The 15,679-nt window shown below is 41.5% G+C and carries 15 protein-coding genes; 6 read left to right on the forward strand and 9 right to left on the reverse strand.

Features of this window, described 5'->3' with window-relative positions:
* Complete coding sequence (locus ACM0OZ_RS32615) at positions 1–342, reverse strand: hypothetical protein (protein WP_414586985.1); 342 nt, start codon at positions 340–342, stop codon at positions 1–3.
* A 1,092-nt stretch (positions 343–1,434) separates the two neighbouring features.
* Here ACM0OZ_RS32615 and ACM0OZ_RS32620 point away from each other — a divergent pair.
* Positions 1,435–3,585 (forward strand): pentapeptide repeat-containing protein, encoded by a 2,151-nt coding sequence (locus ACM0OZ_RS32620; RefSeq protein WP_414586986.1) that lies wholly within the window; start codon positions 1,435–1,437, stop codon positions 3,583–3,585.
* Between the two features lie 74 nt (positions 3,586–3,659).
* On the forward strand, positions 3,660–5,333 hold the full coding sequence (locus ACM0OZ_RS32625; protein WP_414586987.1) for an NACHT domain-containing protein: 1,674 nt from the start codon (positions 3,660–3,662) through the stop codon (positions 5,331–5,333).
* A gap of 103 nt (positions 5,334–5,436) precedes the next feature.
* Here the strand turns inward: ACM0OZ_RS32625 and ACM0OZ_RS32630 are convergent, their stop codons facing one another.
* The 4 genes from ACM0OZ_RS32630 to ACM0OZ_RS32645 all read right to left on the reverse strand — a co-directional run bounded on the left by ACM0OZ_RS32630 (position 5,437) and on the right by ACM0OZ_RS32645 (position 7,293).
* Positions 5,437–6,006, reverse strand: coding sequence for a peptidoglycan-binding domain-containing protein (locus ACM0OZ_RS32630; protein ID WP_414586988.1), 570 nt, complete (start codon positions 6,004–6,006; stop codon positions 5,437–5,439).
* A gap of 411 nt (positions 6,007–6,417) precedes the next feature.
* Complete coding sequence (locus ACM0OZ_RS32635) at positions 6,418–6,720, reverse strand: hypothetical protein (protein ID WP_414586989.1); 303 nt, start codon at positions 6,718–6,720, stop codon at positions 6,418–6,420.
* 68 nt (positions 6,721–6,788) lie between these two features.
* On the reverse strand, positions 6,789–6,980 hold the full coding sequence (locus tag ACM0OZ_RS32640; protein WP_414586990.1) for a helix-turn-helix domain-containing protein: 192 nt from the start codon (positions 6,978–6,980) through the stop codon (positions 6,789–6,791).
* Positions 6,973–7,293: a helix-turn-helix domain-containing protein gene (locus ACM0OZ_RS32645; protein WP_414586991.1), complete on the reverse strand. Its 321-nt coding sequence runs from the start codon at positions 7,291–7,293 to the stop codon at positions 6,973–6,975. Before ACM0OZ_RS32645 ends, ACM0OZ_RS32640 begins: the two co-directional genes overlap by 8 nt.
* Before the next feature lie 735 nt (positions 7,294–8,028).
* Here ACM0OZ_RS32645 and ACM0OZ_RS32650 point away from each other — a divergent pair.
* Both ACM0OZ_RS32650 and ACM0OZ_RS32655 read left to right on the forward strand, forming a co-directional pair.
* The gene (locus tag ACM0OZ_RS32650) at positions 8,029–10,248 is read left to right on the forward strand and encodes a pentapeptide repeat-containing protein (protein WP_414586992.1); all 2,220 of its coding nucleotides are present in this window, start codon (positions 8,029–8,031) and stop codon (positions 10,246–10,248) included.
* An 82-nt stretch (positions 10,249–10,330) separates the two neighbouring features.
* On the forward strand, positions 10,331–11,341 hold the full coding sequence (locus ACM0OZ_RS32655) for an NACHT domain-containing protein (protein WP_414586993.1): 1,011 nt from the start codon (positions 10,331–10,333) through the stop codon (positions 11,339–11,341).
* Here ACM0OZ_RS32655 and ACM0OZ_RS32660 read toward each other — a convergent pair.
* The 3 genes from ACM0OZ_RS32660 to ACM0OZ_RS32670 all read right to left on the reverse strand — a co-directional run bounded on the left by ACM0OZ_RS32660 (position 11,234) and on the right by ACM0OZ_RS32670 (position 12,805).
* Complete coding sequence (locus ACM0OZ_RS32660) at positions 11,234–11,674, reverse strand: DUF6232 family protein (protein ID WP_414586994.1); 441 nt, start codon at positions 11,672–11,674, stop codon at positions 11,234–11,236. The two genes, ACM0OZ_RS32655 and ACM0OZ_RS32660, sit on opposite strands and share 108 nt — an antisense overlap.
* A gap of 145 nt (positions 11,675–11,819) precedes the next feature.
* Positions 11,820–12,065: a hypothetical protein gene (locus tag ACM0OZ_RS32665; protein WP_414586995.1), complete on the reverse strand. Its 246-nt coding sequence runs from the start codon at positions 12,063–12,065 to the stop codon at positions 11,820–11,822.
* A gap of 659 nt (positions 12,066–12,724) precedes the next feature.
* Positions 12,725–12,805 (reverse strand): excalibur calcium-binding domain-containing protein, encoded by an 81-nt coding sequence (locus tag ACM0OZ_RS32670; RefSeq protein WP_414587043.1) that lies wholly within the window; start codon positions 12,803–12,805, stop codon positions 12,725–12,727.
* A 5-nt stretch (positions 12,806–12,810) separates the two neighbouring features.
* On the opposite strand from ACM0OZ_RS32670, the gene ACM0OZ_RS32675 reads away from it, so the two are divergent.
* Positions 12,811–13,179, forward strand: coding sequence for a hypothetical protein (locus tag ACM0OZ_RS32675; protein ID WP_414587045.1), 369 nt, complete (start codon positions 12,811–12,813; stop codon positions 13,177–13,179).
* Positions 13,180–13,342: 163 nt separating this feature from the next.
* Positions 13,343–13,927 carry a hypothetical protein gene (locus tag ACM0OZ_RS32680; protein WP_414586996.1) on the forward strand — a complete coding sequence of 195 codons (585 nt, stop codon included), beginning with the start codon at positions 13,343–13,345 and terminating at the stop codon, positions 13,925–13,927.
* 328 nt (positions 13,928–14,255) lie between these two features.
* Here the strand turns inward: ACM0OZ_RS32680 and ACM0OZ_RS32685 are convergent, their stop codons facing one another.
* The gene (locus ACM0OZ_RS32685) at positions 14,256–14,993 is read right to left on the reverse strand and encodes a histidine phosphatase family protein (protein ID WP_414586997.1); all 738 of its coding nucleotides are present in this window, start codon (positions 14,991–14,993) and stop codon (positions 14,256–14,258) included.
* Positions 14,994–15,679: the final 686 nt, after the last annotated feature.

The following is a 15,679-nucleotide window of genomic DNA, read 5'->3' on the forward strand; positions in this document are numbered from 1 at the left end:
CTAAAAGGGTTTCAGGCATATGGCACAAGGTGACAGCTTCTCTAGCTTTACGCCCAATGCGTCAGGTTTTGGTTGATGCTCCGCCAAAAAAGCAGCTAATCCGGGCTGAATATCCACAATGCGGGTTTTCAGCTTCCCTTTGGTGGTAGACTTCCTAAAAGTTAACGTTCCGCTTTTGATGTCCGTGGTGTTGAGTCCCAGCGCTTCGGACACTCGACAACCAGTGAATAAGCAGATGGCAAATAGAGCGCGATCGCGTGGGTTGGTCAATCCATCAGTAAATAACAGCCGTAATTCTTCCGGGGTTAAGATTTTCCCTTGTCCGTTTCCGTTGACCTTCATCGTGGGTTAGTATTACCTGATATCAAAAGCGAAATAAAAATTGGAGCAACGCCTAAACCCCCTGCTCGGGGTACAAGTATCATTGGAACAGAAAACCGGGTTAAGCTTAAAAGTCTTATTAAATGTCGGTGGAAGGATAATATTGCCGTTTGGCAGGCTTATACTTCCAATTTTTCTCGGCAATGTTATGCTTTTAATGCCTACAGTGCAAGTTAAGCCTAAATTACTGTTTGCCCTCATGTATAAAATACATCACAATTGTGACTAAAAGGTGTTAGTATTTTGGCGAACTTATGGTGCGATTTTTGGGTTTCGGCAAAGTTATCTTTCCATTTTGGAAAATTTCTTGGCGATCGCTTAACGGAAGAATGAGCATTACAGCCCAACAGGTGGCAAGATAATGGTTCCAGACGCGGCAATATTATCGTACCACCGACATTAAATAAGGATTTTGTTTAGGTTGTAGTAGCTCACTTTTGAAATCGCCAAGTAACCTCTTAACGTTTTTCTGGGAGCTTTTATTTGTATTAATAAGTAGCTCTGTGGATGTAAGTACCTGATACTTACATTGAAGGTAATCGTGTTTAGCACCCCGCTCTTAAATGCCACGTTCATACTAGCTGCTAAGGGTGGATAAGCCGATTACCCTGCTCCCGCACCATTCGTGAGAGGTTAAGGTTGAACACCATTTGTCAATAAGCAACACTACTTAAAATATTGCTGAAAATCGGGGTTGGAAACACAATTTTTGAGCAGGCGATTGCGCGGAGCGCAGTGCCCTTTGGGCAATCGCTTAATCTTGATACGCATGATTCATTATTGCCCCATAAGTTCAGTACAAGAGTTAACTTCATACCTGTGTTCCCCCTAACTTTTCAGCATAATTTCTAATTGACAAAAGTAAAATTATCTTAACCTCTCACCGATGCTGCCGCACTGCGCTGCGCGCGATCGCGGCAGCAGGGCGGCTCATAAAGGAGCATCGCATCTGCACGGGGTCTGCCCAGAAAGGGGTCAATTGGCGAGAATCCGGAAAATACAAGATAGAATTTGTAGCAAAACTGTGTTTACGGTATTCTTTCTTGCCTAGCTATGCCCCTAGACTACTCCGGTCAAAATCTCCGTGGGCGCTCCTTCAAAGGTCAAAACCTTGAGGGGGGTAATTTTAACGGTGCAGATATTAGAGGCGCTGATTTTAGCGATGCAAAACTGAGAGGGGCGAATTTTAGCCATACTAAAGCAGGATTACAAAAGCGGTGGGCGACGTTCTTAGTGCTTGTTTCGTGGTTGCTGTCAGCACTATCAGGATTTTTATCAGCTCTAGTTGGTTATTTCGCGGCGCAAATATTTGATGGCTCCAACTTAACGAATCAGATAATAGGTTTGACTGCCATCATTGCCGTTGCTATATTCTGTTTCATCACAATTCGCCAAGGAATACAAAGAGGTTTCGGAGCCTTCGCCTTCATCTTCGCCTTCGGCGGAGCTGTAGCCGGAGCCTTCGCGTTCGCCACAGCCGTAACCAGAACCGTACCCGGAGACTTCACCGGAGCCTTTATCGTAGCCGGAGGCGTAGCTGGTGCTGTAGCCGGAACTTTCGCCTTCACCGGAGCTTTCACCGTAGCCGGAACTTTCGCCTTCCTCGGAGCCGGAACTTTCGCCTTCACCGTAGTCGGAGCTTTCGTTGTAGCCGTCTTCATCGCCAAAGGCTTCGCGGGAGCCTTTGCCGTAGCCTTTGCCGTAGCCTTTGCCGTAGCTGTAACGTTACTTAGCATCTATATCAGTTGGCAAGCAACGAAGGGAGACGAAAAGCACGCTTTGATTCGGAACATCGCTGTTGCTTTTGCAGCTACTGGCGGTACAAGCTTTCACAACGCAGACTTAACTGATGCTAACTTTACAGAAGCCACGTTCAAAAGTACGGATTTTAGAAAAGCTACTCTTACTCGCACCTGCTTCTATAAAACCAAAAAACTTGACCGTGTAAGACCTGGAACAACTTACCTTCATAAAGCACTTGTGCGTCAAGTACTAGCTACAGGACAGGGACAGGACAAGAAGTTTGACCATGAAGACCTGCGCGGTGTCAACTTTAAAGGAGCTAACCTAGTAGATGCCAGTTTCGTAGGTGCAAACTTAAGTGAAGCTAACTTGCAAGATGCTGATTTATCCAGAGCAAAGCTAGTACAAACACAGTTAGACGGAACTGAGTTTACAGGTGCTACTCTCACCGGGGCATATATCGAAGATTGGGGAATCACTAGTGATACTAAATTTGATGGGGTGCGGTGCGAATACGTTTATATGCGATTACCTACAAAAGAAAACCCTGACCCCCTGCGTAAACCGGATAACAGGGAGGAGGTTTTTGTAGATGGGGAGTTTGGCGATTTTATCAAACCCATTGTTGACACACTCGACCTTTATCATAACCAAGGCGTTGACCCCCGTGCCATTGCCATTTCCTTTAAGCAGTTAGCGGAGAATCACCCAGCAGCCGGACTACGAATTGTGGGGATGGAGGTGCGAGGGGAAGATAAGTTTTTACTTCGTGCTAAAACTGCGCCAGATGCTGATAAATCTGAACTGAGTGCAGAATATTTTGAAATTTATAATCAACATAAAGCATTAGCACAGCAAGAGTTAAAAGCTCTTATAGAAGAAAAAGATAGCAGAATTTTTAGTTTAGAGAATATGGTAGTAACGGCGCTACAACGCCCCAGCTTTTATTCAAACACTCAAGTAGAAAAGGTACATAATATGCATCCGAATCAAGGTGGAATTAACCAAAACGTTAGTGATAGCCAAATTGATGGTGGATTGCAAGCAGTACAAGGTGATAACAATACACAAATTCAAAATCAAGGAGATACAACCATGACTGGCGATCGCACCATCAACACAGGTGGCGGTAACTACAACGAGCGCATTGAACGCGACTACATCCAAGGTAATTACTACGCTGCTGGACAACCACAAAGTCTTGCCCAAGCTGCTGCTGAGATTCAGCTATTACTAAAACAATTAGAGCAAACTTACCCTATTACTACAACATCACAACAAATGGTAGTAGCAGCAGAAGTCATAAACCGCATTGAAAGCAACCCAACTTTGAAAAAACGAGTAATAAGTGCTATCAAGGAAGGTGGTTTAGCTGCTTTTGAGAAAGCTATTGACAACCCAGCAGGTGCTTTCATTGTTGGTGCTATAAAAGGCTGGCAGGAAGTAGAGGCAGAAGATTAAGGGAATTAAATTAACAACCTCTAAGTGCAGAGTTTGCTAACCAGCAGGTTTAAAAATTAGTATTAGGCGAAAATATGGAAGAGCCGAACCCACCTGAGAAGCGCAATATTAATACTGGAGGAGGTAATTATAACGAACGGATTGAAGGCGACTATATTCAAGGTAATGTTTTTCAAAATATTTTTAATATTCTAGGTGGGCAGACAACAACACTTGTAGGCAACCCTGAACGACCAAAGAATGAACGGATACTACTAGCATCAGTCAAGGAAGAAGTTACAGCACGCTTAAGGCAATCTCTACACAATTCTGTACTGATTAACTTGGGAAAGGAATCACAACCTCAACAAGTGAAGCGCCTTTGGGATGCTGAAGTAAAAATTGGGTTAAAACCTCCCGAACCTATCCCTGATACTACCAGAATTATTGATGTTTTTGATTCCGAAGAAATTAAAGGCAAGTTGTTAATTTTGGGTGAGCCTGGGTCAGGCAAAACAACTACACAATTAGAACTGGCTCAAGCTTTGGTCAAACGTGCAGAAGAACAGCCTGATTATCCCGTTCCCGTTTTATTTAACTTGTCTTCATTTAACTTGTCTTCATTTAACTTGTCTTCATGGAAAGCGGAAGATGACCGCCAATCTTTAACGGATTGGTTACTGGCTGAACTCAAATCTAAATACGGTATCTCAAAAAAGCTTGGTCAAGAGTGGGTAAATAATCACCAATTACTACCATTGCTAGATGGTTTAGATGAACTTAAGCCAGAATGTCAAGAACTTTGTGTTCGTACAATTAATCAGTTTCTAGCAGGCGAAATTAGACCGCTTCATCTAGTCGTTTGTAGTCGGAGTGAAGAATATAGTAGCTGTGCTACTAAATTACAACTTAACGCTGCTATTTACCTACAGCCTTTAACCAATAACCAAATTCGTGATTATTTAACCAGTATTAAATATACAAAACTTTGGTCAACTATCAGTAAGGACTTAAATCTACTCTCTTTAGTTAAAACTCCTTTACTACTTAGCATTACTGTCTTAGCGTTTCAAGAAATATCTATTGAAGAGTGGCAGCATTTGACTTCTACAGCAGATCGTCTTCAGTATTTACTAAATGCCTATGTAGAACGGACGTTAACACGAGATATTAATAGTAGGGCATATCTTAAAAAGAAATCTCCTGATCCTGAACAAACCCGAATGTGGCTTGTTTGGTTAGCTAAACATATGCTACGAGAATCGAAAACAGAGTTTTTTCCTGAAAAGGTGGAGTCTTATTCGTTAACAACAATTATTAATTTGTTTCCTACTGAAAGTCCATCCAACAGCAATGGTCACCTTGTAGACATGATTTTTGAGATTCCATCCAGTATTGCAAGAGCGACTTTGGCTCTGTTTGGTATAGCAATTTTATGGGCGTTTTTGAGGCAGATTATAAGGCTAATTTGGTGTCTAATTTTTGTGCTAATTTTTGTGCTAATTTTTGGGCTGACTCGGGGACTGATTTTTGGACTATTGTGGGGGCTAATTTTTGAACTAATTGGTTACGATTGGCTTATAGCTTTCACCCAATTCCTCATCTTCTACTTCAACCGCCTCAGCTTCTACCTCAACGGTTACATTCCTTGGAACTACGCCCGTTTCCTCGACTACTGCACCGAACGCTTACTCCTTCAACGTGTAGGCAGCGGCTATCGCTTCATCCACAAAATGCTGCAAGACCACTTCGCTGCAACAAAAGCGTGAAAATTACACGCATCTTGCCAGAGAATAAAATGCTACTTCATATATCTAATTACAGAGGCTGAAGTAGCAATGAAATTAGGCAAGGCTTTGGCTAAAAACCCGATTACGAGCAAAGACTGCCAGACCAGTCTTGATGTCCTCGATTTGGTTGACACTTGTATTGTTCACCTACCCAGACAATTTCCCATTTATTTTGGTTGCGTTTCAATTCGATGCGATTTCGCATTCCAGCTACTGAATCATCACCCAAACCTATTATGGTATATACGATGACAGCAGTTTCTCTTGTAAGATACGCAACTGAAATGTCTTCAGACTTTCTTGCTTCTTCTTCTTCTGATTTGCTAAACAATTGTACAGCTATTGCTTTTGGAGTAGAAACTCTGATCCGGTTAGAAGAGATAAATTCTTGTACGTTAATTACTCGAAAATCGGCTCGTGGATTGCTCTGTTGGAGTGCTGCGTTTAATTTAGACCAAGTTTTCTCGCCGAAAATGCCGTCGGCTACTAATTGTTGTGATATTTGAAAATTGATGACAGCTTCCTTGGTTTTTGCCCCAAAAACACCGTCAACAATACCTGAATAAAAATTGAGTTTTTTCAAACCTTCTTGCAGCTTGGTGACTTCTGCACCTCTTGAACCTTCTTTAAGCACAACAGAAGTAGTGTTCATAATTTGTCCTTGTTTAGTTGCGTTTTATTATTTCGTCTTTGGTGTAAATACATACTTAATATCACCTTTGAATTTACCCATTCCGGACGCACAAGTATAAAAATTTCAGATTTTTCTCAAATGCTAGCTTGACAAACAAAGAGCCTTGGGTGCGATGGTACTTTTCCTCTCGTGGTAAAAGGGGTACAAGTATCATTGGAACAGAAAACCGGGTTATACCAATTTAATGTGAAGCTGCATAGAAAAGGGCTTCTAGGATAAAGTTATAAGAAGAGACAGACATCACCTGTTCAAGTGTAAGTTGGTCAAACAGTTCTTGGATGCGATCGCGTAAAGCTTGTAGCGAAGAGAAAAGTTCATTTTTGAGTGATTGTTTGAGGAACTGCCTTCATACGCTCAATTGGGTTGAGTTCAGGGGAGTGAGGTGGCGCTCGCAAGAGGAATCAAGTACTCATGCCAACGAATTGCTGAGGTCATATGAGCAGAAGCTTGGTCAATCTGTAAAATTGCATAATCCTGTCCTAACTGCTGGGATAGCCAGTCCAAGAACTGCTGAAAATAGTCCCCATTAAGTTGTGGATACTCGTGTAGGAAATGATCTCCACTCATTGGTTCAATGGCACCATAAATCCAAAAATTCTCCCGTCCCCATTTCACTTCTACTGTGGGTTTGACCCCAGGAGCGGTAATCACTTTGCCCGTCAAAGTTTTCATCCCCACTCTGGTTTCGTCTTGGCATAGGTAGCGAATGCGCTGCCCTCGTGCCAGCAGTGCCTCCAAGCTCAGTAGTACGGTACCGAGTTTTTTTTAAACCCTTGTACTGCTTCCTCATCCTGCTTGTAGCTCGTGGGACGTGGAACTAAGAGCTTCGCTCCCAATCGATATCTTACCCATCCATAGACCGTCCCATACTCTATCTTTTGTCCATGCTCCTTTTCTAACCACTCGACGATTGCACCGTAACTGCTAAACACGAGTGCCTGTTTCCAACTGCTGTTTGAGTGCCGCGATCGCCTCATCACTCATTTTCCTAATTGCCCCTGGTGCTTTTTTGATTTCTAATAAGCTTGACAGTCCTCCTAAACGGTATTTCTGCAACCATCTTGTGATCGTTGAGGTATCTCTGCCCAACCGTTTCCCTATTTCCTGTTGCTCGCTGACCTGACCACTTTTAAGCCACCATAACATCTGGAGTTTCTCCTTGTGGCTGACTGACCTGACTGTCTGTAGCCGTTTTTTCAATTCTTCTTCGCTCTGTGTGATCTCAATTTTGAATGGGCGGCTCATGGGTACTTAAACTCATCGAGGGGAGCTACTCCTCTATTCTATGCAGCTTCATATTAAATTGGTATTAAGCTTAAAAGTCTTATTAAATAAGGATTTTGTTTAGGTTGTAGTAGCTCACTTTTGAAATCGCCAAGTAACCTCTTAACGTTTTTCTGGGAGCTTTTATTTGTATTAATAAGTAGCTCTGTGGATGTAAGTACCTGATACTTACATTGAAGGTAATCGTGTTTAGCACCCCGCTCTTAAATGCCACGTTCATACTAGCTGCTAAGGGTGGATAAGCCGATTACCCTGCTCCCGCACCATTCGTGAGAGGTTAAGGTTGAACACCATTTGTCAATAAGCAACACTACTTAAAATATTGCTGAAAATCGGGGTTGGAAACACAATTTTTGAGCAGGCGATTGCGCGGAGCGCAGTGCCCTTTGGGCAATCGCTTAATCTTGATACGCATGATTCATTATTGCCCCATAAGTTCAGTACAAGAGTTAACTTCATACCTGTGTTCCCCCTAACTTTTCAGCATAATTTCTAATTGACAAAAGTAAAATTATCTTAACCTCTCACCGATGCTGCCGCACTGCGCTGCGCGCGATCGCGGCAGCAGGGCGGCTCATAAAGGAGCATCGCATCTGCACGGGGTCTGCCCAGAAAGGGGTCAATTGGCGAGAATCCGGAAAATACAAGATAGAATTTGTAGCCAACTCTGGTTACGGTCTTTTCCCTTGCCTAGCTATGCCACCAGACTACTCCGGTCAAAATCTCAGAGGGCGCTCCTTTAGAAATCAAGACTTGATAGGGGCGAAATTTAACGGTGCAGATATCCAAAGCGCTGATTTTAGCGGTGCAAAACTGAGAGGTGCAAACTTCAGTCATGCCAAAGCGGGATTGCAAAAGCGGTGGGCGGCGTTCTTAGTGGCTGTTTCTTGGATCTTGGCAGCGATGTCAGGATTCTTATCTGCTCATGTTGGTTACCAGATGGTGCTAATATTTAGAAGCTCTAGCTTAGATAATCAAATAATCAATTTAGCTAGTATAATTACAGTTATTTTCGTCTTTATTTTTACAATTTGTCAAGGAATACAGGCAGCTTTAGGAGCCGTAGCCTTCGCCGTAACCGGAACCGGAGTCTTCAGCGGAGCCTTCGCCGTAACCGGAGTCTTAGCCGGAGCCTTCGCCTTCGCTTTCGCCTTCGCCGGAGTCTTAGCCGGAGCCGGAGCCGGAGCCGTAGTCGGAGCCGTAGTCGGAGCCGTAGTATTATTAAGCATTTATATCAGTTGGTGTGCATTGAAGGGAGACCCAAAGCACGCTTTCATCCGCAACATTGCTGTTGCTTTTGCTGCTTTTAAAGGTACAAGTTTTCGCTCTTCTGATTTAACTGATGCTGATTTTACGGGAGCTACCCTTAAAAGCACAGACTTTAGAAAAGCTACTTTGACTCGTACTTGCTTCCACAAAACCAAGAAACTTGACCGTGTTCGCCCTGGTACAACTTACCTGCAAAAAGCCAAAGTGTGTCAAGTTCTGGTCACAGGTCAGGGGCAAGACAAGAATTTTGACCGTGAGGATTTGCGAGGAGTCAATTTTCAAGGAGCCAATTTGGTAGATGCAAGTTTTTTTGGTGCAGATTTAAGTGAAGCCAATTTACAAGACGCAGATTTATCCAGAGCAAAGTTAGTACAAACGCAGTTAGACAGAACCGATTTTACAGGTGCTACTCTCACCGGAGCCATCATAGAAGATTGGAATATTACAAGTCATACTAAATTCCACGGGGTGAGGTGTGAATATGTTTATATGCGCTTACCTACCAAAGATAATCTCGACCCACTTCGCAAACCCGATAACAATGAGGAGGTCTTTGCAGATGGCGAGTTTGGTGATTTTATCAAACCCATTGTTGACACCCTAGACCTTTACCACAACCAAGGTGTTGACCCAAGGGCGATCGCAATTTCATTCAAGCAATTAGCTGAGAATCATCCTGATGCTGAATTAGAAATTGTGGCTATGGAAAAACGGGGTAGAGATAAGTTTTTACTTCGTGCTAAAACTGCACCTGAGGTAGATAAATCCGAGTTAAGCGCTAGATATTTTGCTACATATAATCAGCTAAAAGGCTTGCCAGAACATGAAATTCAGTTAATTTTAGCAGAGAAAGATAATAGAATTCGCTCTTTAGAAAGTATGATAGTGACCGCGCTACAACAGCCTAGCTTTTATGCGGAAACTTATAATAACCAAGGAGATACTATGCCTAGAAAACAATCTAACTTTAATTTACAAGGCGCTCAATTCGGTGGTGGTCTTGTAGACGCTGAGACAGTAAATGCTCATCAAATAGGTGGTGATATTACCAACTACAACCAAGTTGCACGAACGGAAGATAACAATTCTCCTGTCAAAACAATTCTAATTTTGGCAGCAAATCCGAAAAATACCTCACCTTTGCGATTAGGTGAAGAGGTACGAGAAATTGATGCGGGATTGCAACGAGCCAAAAAACGGGAACTGTTTGACCTGAAACAACGCTGGGCTGTGCGTGTTCAAGAGGTTTACCAATCATTACTGGACTTCAAACCGCAAATTGTTCATTTTAGCGGTCATGGTTCAGGGGATGATGGTTTGGCACTGGAAGATGAAACCGGAAATGTGCGATTAGTGGATACCGTAGCTCTGGCTAATCTGTTTGAGTTATTTGCTTCTAACGTTGAGTGTGTTGTCCTCAATGCTTGTTACTCAGAAGTACAAGCAAATGCCATTGTTAAGCATATTCCATACGTAATTGGAATGAATAAGGAGATTGGTGATAAAGCTGCGATTAAATTTGCAACAGGCTTTTATAATGCACTGAGCGCTGGAGAATCCGTTGAATTTGCTTACAAGCTTGGATGCAGTGTTATTCAGCTAGAGGGAATTCCAGAACATTTAACTCCAGTACTGAAGAAGAAATAGTCTATTAAGAAATATAGTTTAAAGCCATCTCCTAAGTGGAGACATTTATAATACAAGACAACCAAGAACGCCCGATAGCCCTATGCCAGAGTCAGAAGACCCAAAAAAGGTTACTAACAATGACTTACGCAACGCCCAATTTGGTGGTGGGTTCATCAATGCTGACACGGTAAACGCCCAACGGATAGGGGGCGACATTTGGAATCTTTTTCTAGGGCAGCAGTTAGCACCAGTAGGGAATCCACAGCGCGAACATAACCAGCGATTACTGCTAGCAGATGTAAAACAGGAAGTTGCATCCCGATTGAAGCAGTCTCTACACAATGTTGTACTGATTAACTTGGGAAAGGAATCACAACCTCAACAAGTAAAACGACTTTGGGATGCGGAAGTAAAAATTGGGTTAAAGCCTCCCGAACCTATCCCTGATACTACCAGAATTATTGATGTTTTTGATTCCGTAGATGTTGCAGGCAAGTTGTTAATTTTGGGTGCGCCAGGGTCAGGCAAAACAACCACACAATTAGAACTGGCACAAGCTCTAGTCAAACGTGCAGAAGAACAGCCTGATTGTCCTGTTCCCGTTTTGTTCAACTTGTCCTCTTGGAAAGATGACCGACAATCTATAACTGATTGGTTGTTGGCAGAACTGAAATCTAAGTATGGTGTATCAAAAAAGCTTAGTAAAGAGTGGGTAAATAATCACCAGTTACTACCATTGCTTGACGGTTTGGATGAACTTGAGCCACAACGTCAAGAACTTTGTGTTTCTATAATTAATCAGTTTTTAGGAAGCGAGAATAGACCGCTTTATCTAGTTGTTTGTAGTCGGAGTGAGGAATATAGTAATTACTCCGCTCAACTGCAACTTAACGGAGCTATTTACTTACAGCCTTTAACTAATAATCAAATTTCTGATTATCTAACCACTATTAAATATACAAAAATTTGGTCAAGCATCAGTAGTGACTTAGACTTACTAGAGTTAGTTAAAACTCCCTTCTTGATCACTTTCCATGAAGTTATACAAGACGGAAACAACTTTTTTCACGCCTTCCAAATCCCTAGTAATAAATACTCTTTTTCTTCCTGAGTTAAGTTCTAATTGAAGCCCATAGCGTTTGGGTTGAGAACTATTTACTATAATTCCAACAATCGCTGCTAGAGCTATGAAGATTCCCCAAAATCTGAAATCAGGAATATTAGCTAGAAAAAGTCCTACTGCAAACCCTATTAAAATCAATTTAATTGGAACTACATTTCCATTCTTGGCTTCAGCTAAACCAAAACCAGTAATATTACGAAATTGATATATATTTGAACCAAATCTAACTGTCTTTTTGGTAATTTCTATAAAACTTGGTGGCTCTATAGTTGTATCACCATTATCTTGGAGTGCATTAGTTAATATGTTATTTGAAGACATATTTTTCCTATTGTCGTAATTCCTTGAGAGAAAAATAAGTACCCAGTTTTATTTATGCCTTGAGATAAAAATCAAAGTGAACTACTCACGGCACCCCCACGCTGTTAAGATACCCCAGTCGCCCGTGTAATGACATTTAGCGATATCACAACCAATCGGTAAAAATTGCCGGAACCATTTGATAACCTTTTTCACGAGCCAGGTAAATTCGATGCCTTCCATTCGTAATTCTGTATGGTTTACCAAACCGTTTATCTAAAGCAATTGGCTCTGAACTATTGAAAAGAGCTTCACTTAAACGATTTTGTAAATCATTGAGCTTTTTTTCACTCAACTTACTTCTATCTAGGTGTTCAATGTCAAGCAACACAACTGGATGTGTTTGTTCCATAGAGATATATATATGTCCTCCCAAAAACAAAATATAGGGAGATGCGGACAATTATTTACTTGACTTAAAGCCCTGATAACTTGTAGAGATAACACTATTAAGTCCTTACGCAATGCTACTATCAATGTTTTCTTTATTTAAGTGATTAATGTCACATAAATGTTTCCATATAATCACTTACAAAAAACCTCGCCCTTCCCTTCCCTACTCCTCAATCCCTCACACCACCTGTCCCCAATCCCCATAACCCCCCTCATCAAACCTGGACAAAATTGCCCAACCTTTGCGGTTTGGCGGGTTGATTAGATTGGCAAGAGATGGTTATTGTATAAAACACTGCCATGCCGCAAACCTAATTGAAGGTTTTCTAAGCGTGAACTTTGTCTAAGATTAACCCACCCCTTTTCTATACCCAATGTTCAGTATAGAAAGGGAATTTTATGCTGTCCACAGATGCCCATACTCCCAAGTGCGATCGCATTCAAGGCAATCCATTAAAAAGTGATGAAGCGATCGCCTACCACCTAACAAAACAACGAAGACATTGTATTTAAAAAATCTATGCTTCTGCTTAAAAACTAAGGGCTTTTTCTATGTAAGCGTCATGTGATTCGCGCGTGTTCAGTGTTTGGGAACTCAGATTATCAGGCTGAAGTCGCTTAACTCTCGCAAGCAATACCATCATTGTCCCGGTCGAACCTTGCCGCCCAGGGATTCTGAGCTACGCTAATATTTTGGATTCCTTGTGCTGCTAGTTCTTTGCAGCTTTTTGCATTCTGAGCAGAAGTTGCTGCCTGTGGTTTTGATGCTGGTTCGTTTTGATTGTTACGCCGGCGAATTGATTGCGCAACCTCGACAGCGGTGGACACCAGAGCAGCAATTAGAATTACTGGACACTCACCCAATCTTTACTGGTAAATGTCCTCATTGCGGCTATGAATTCCAGCGCGATTATACGGCTAGAATACACTGGGATTGTCCAGAATGCGGGTGGGCGGACGATACTGTTTCGTGCGATCGCTTAACTGATATCTTGCACCTATCCGTAGAAAACCGTACAAGCGAAAAAGATGCAAGGGTAAGCTACACGATTTTTTCTGGCTTTTCTTTCTAAATAAAGGACTTTTAGTTTCATACTGAGTAACGAAAATTTATCAAAAAATGTTGGTGCAAGATGTGAGTTAAGGCGGGTCTTCGACCACTGAATTTTTTATCTGGATCTCCCCTATTTATTGAGCTATACATCACCATTGAGTCGGAAATTATAGCAGGTAACGGTGAAGATATTAATTACTGCAATTATTTCTAGAATGTCAATGACCCCTCAAAAATACGAACAAACCCGTTCATGTGCAAAATGTGGTTATGAAGAAATGCGATTTCTCGATGAATTAACCGCAGCATTTGAACAAACACGCGCATGGAAAGAACCTTGTTCCAGATGCGGTTCCACAGATTTTAGTAGAGAAAGTAATGACCTTCCCTCACTCTCTCGCAAACAATTAGAAATTTGGGCGATTAATGATGAGCTTTCTTTCTCAGAACAAGACGAAGATTTGATTCTAGCTACTCCAACTAACTTAGAATTACTGTTAAAGTTTTTAGATTCTCCTAATAGCCATATTCGGCAAAGAAGAGTTTTAGCCTCCGCGCTCTATATACTTTGGTACGACGCTTATCCCCAAACGAGTGAAAACTATTTCCAAAAAAATGCCGAATTTGCCGAAAAAGTTGCAGAAGAAATTAGTAAACGTACCTCATTGCTTATTGAACTAGGAGCCTCAAATGCAGAAGAATTTGGCGAACCGATTTGGTATTTAAGTAACTATCTTAAAAAAGCATTTGAAAAATACAAAACCTAAACATAATAGTTATCTCAGGTTCCACCTGAGCAGGTTCGAGGTGCGATCGCTCTACCGAAACGGTTGCCCCCACCGTTCCCAGTTCTCCTTATTAAATGGCGACTTCCACTTTTGAATTAGCACTTGCTCCAACTCCTGCCAGGGTTTTCTGTCAGTGGGAGTTTCCCACCAAAAAGCGATATTAACAGCAGTAGGGATTCCATATTGGTAATGTAAGCTGTGATAGCTCTCGACGTAACCCTTACAATCGTGTATACTTTTCCACCGCTTGTTAGAGCGGCAAGTTTCTACCCTACTGACTGTCAAAAACCGCTTGCGTCCTTAGTACTTATGGCTGCACTCCATTCCAATCCGTACAAATAAGATGCCCATTTCTCAGTTCGCCTTTGATAACCCCCGTATTCGGTAAGACGTTAGCCAGTGCAAATTGACCCGATACGTTTTTGAATATTAAAGGTAGCATGGTAGATAAAATAGCACCGTGCGCTACAAATATCAGTACTTGAGGAATGCTTGAATACTGTTCGATTGTAGCTGTGACAAATGGGACGAAACGAGAGCGTAAATCGTTATAGCTTTCTCCATCTGGTGCTCTTCGGTCGTATTGTTCGTTTATCAACCAATCAGTTAATATTTGAAAGATTTCTTGAAGACCAGAAGAACTTGCTGAGGCTAATGTGCCGAAATTGACTTCAACAATTTCAGGAGCAAGTTGTATTGGAAGATTTTTAACAAATGATATCGCATCCGCAGTTTGAACCGTACGCAAGCGAGTGGAAGTAAAAATCGCCGAAACATCAATATCTTGAATTGACGAGGCAAGAGATTTTACCTGCTCAATACCTCTTAGTGTCAGAGGATAAGTAAAACCTTCATCAGGTGGTAACTCAGAGGGTAAGTCCTCTCTTGAGGATAAAACATTAACTTCACTCTCACCATGCCTAATGAACCAAACTTCAAACTTTCCTGCATCTTGAGCTTTGACTTTTGACAAAACAGCAGAAAGACCTGCAAATGCTGGTGCAGCGGCAATGGCTCTGATGATTGTACGTCGATTAATCTTCACTTTTAAAATTGCTTTTTGGTACATATTGAATAGCAATCAGACTACACCAGCATGATTAAGTACTTTTTAAAAAAATATTAACAATCAGCTTCTTCGCTAAAGATTAAATACTTTTGGGTAATTCAACCCATTTGTGGGGGAATTTTCTAATAAGCAAATACTTAGCCCTTTTCTTTTGTGAAAGGATGATACAGTGTAGAGCAATCACCATTGCCCTTATGGGTACTTTTTTACTTTCTTTAATAATTTAAGTCCCGCTAACAACCCTAGAGCGTCAGTAAATCTATGTCAGAAGCTCCTAAAAAACAATCTAACTTCAACTTACAAGGCGCTCAATTTGCTGGTGGTCTTGCTTGTACAAAAAATCTCTGAAAAAATTGCCCATTTATAAACTTTCAATTCAAAATATGGTTCAAATGCCCATGTTATGGTTCAAAACTTTTGTTTTAGTAGATATCTGAGTAAAAATAAAATATTTCATTGGACAAGCGATCGCCCAATAACAGAGCGATCGCCTACTCAAATCGTCGCTGAATAATAATGATAATCAAACTGAAAGGAGGGATACGAGCGACGCTCGTATCCCTCCTTTCATCCCCTAAATTATAATCATTATTATTAAAAAACTCGAAGATTAAAAGTGAAGCATAAACTGGAATACTCATTTCTGAAGCATATCATGAGTT

The organism is Scytonema sp. PCC 10023, assembly GCF_963920835.1.
Lineage (GTDB): Bacteria > Cyanobacteriota > Cyanobacteriia > Cyanobacteriales > Nostocaceae > Kalymmatonema.